This window comes from Mesorhizobium sp. M7A.F.Ca.CA.002.05.1.1, assembly GCF_003998335.1.
Lineage (GTDB): Bacteria > Pseudomonadota > Alphaproteobacteria > Rhizobiales > Rhizobiaceae > Mesorhizobium.
Genome location: NZ_RZQI01001684.1, coordinates 1 through 400 on the forward strand (window position 1 = coordinate 1; position 400 = coordinate 400).

Here is a 400-nt window from a genome sequence, read left to right on the forward strand (position 1 = left end):
GTCTTTCACCCATGACGGCTTCGAGCTTACCTTCCTCGACCGCCAGCCGGCATCGGGCGAGGGCGATCCGGTGCTGATGATCCATGGCTTCGCCTCGAGCCATTATGTCAACTGGGTGTCGCCCGGCTGGTTCAAGACGCTGAACGACGCCGGTTACCGCGCCATCGCCTTCGACAATCGCGGCCACGGCTCGTCGTCCAAGAGCTATGAGGAGGCCGACTACACGCCGGTCAAGATGGCTTCCGATGCCGCTGCCTTGCTCGGCCATCTCGGCATCGGGCGCGCTCATGTCATGGGTTATTCGATGGGCGCGCGCATCGCGGCGTTCATGGCGCTGTCCGATCCGGACAAGGTGGCGACGCTGGTCTTCGGCGGTCTCGGCATCGGCATGGTCGACGGT

Annotated in this window: 1 protein-coding gene; it reads left to right on the plus strand. The window is 64.2% G+C overall.

Annotated elements, in window-relative coordinates; genetic code table 11:
* The coding region (locus EN939_RS37775) for an alpha/beta fold hydrolase (protein ID WP_127272175.1) at nt 1-400 on the plus strand (400 nt) is incomplete at both ends.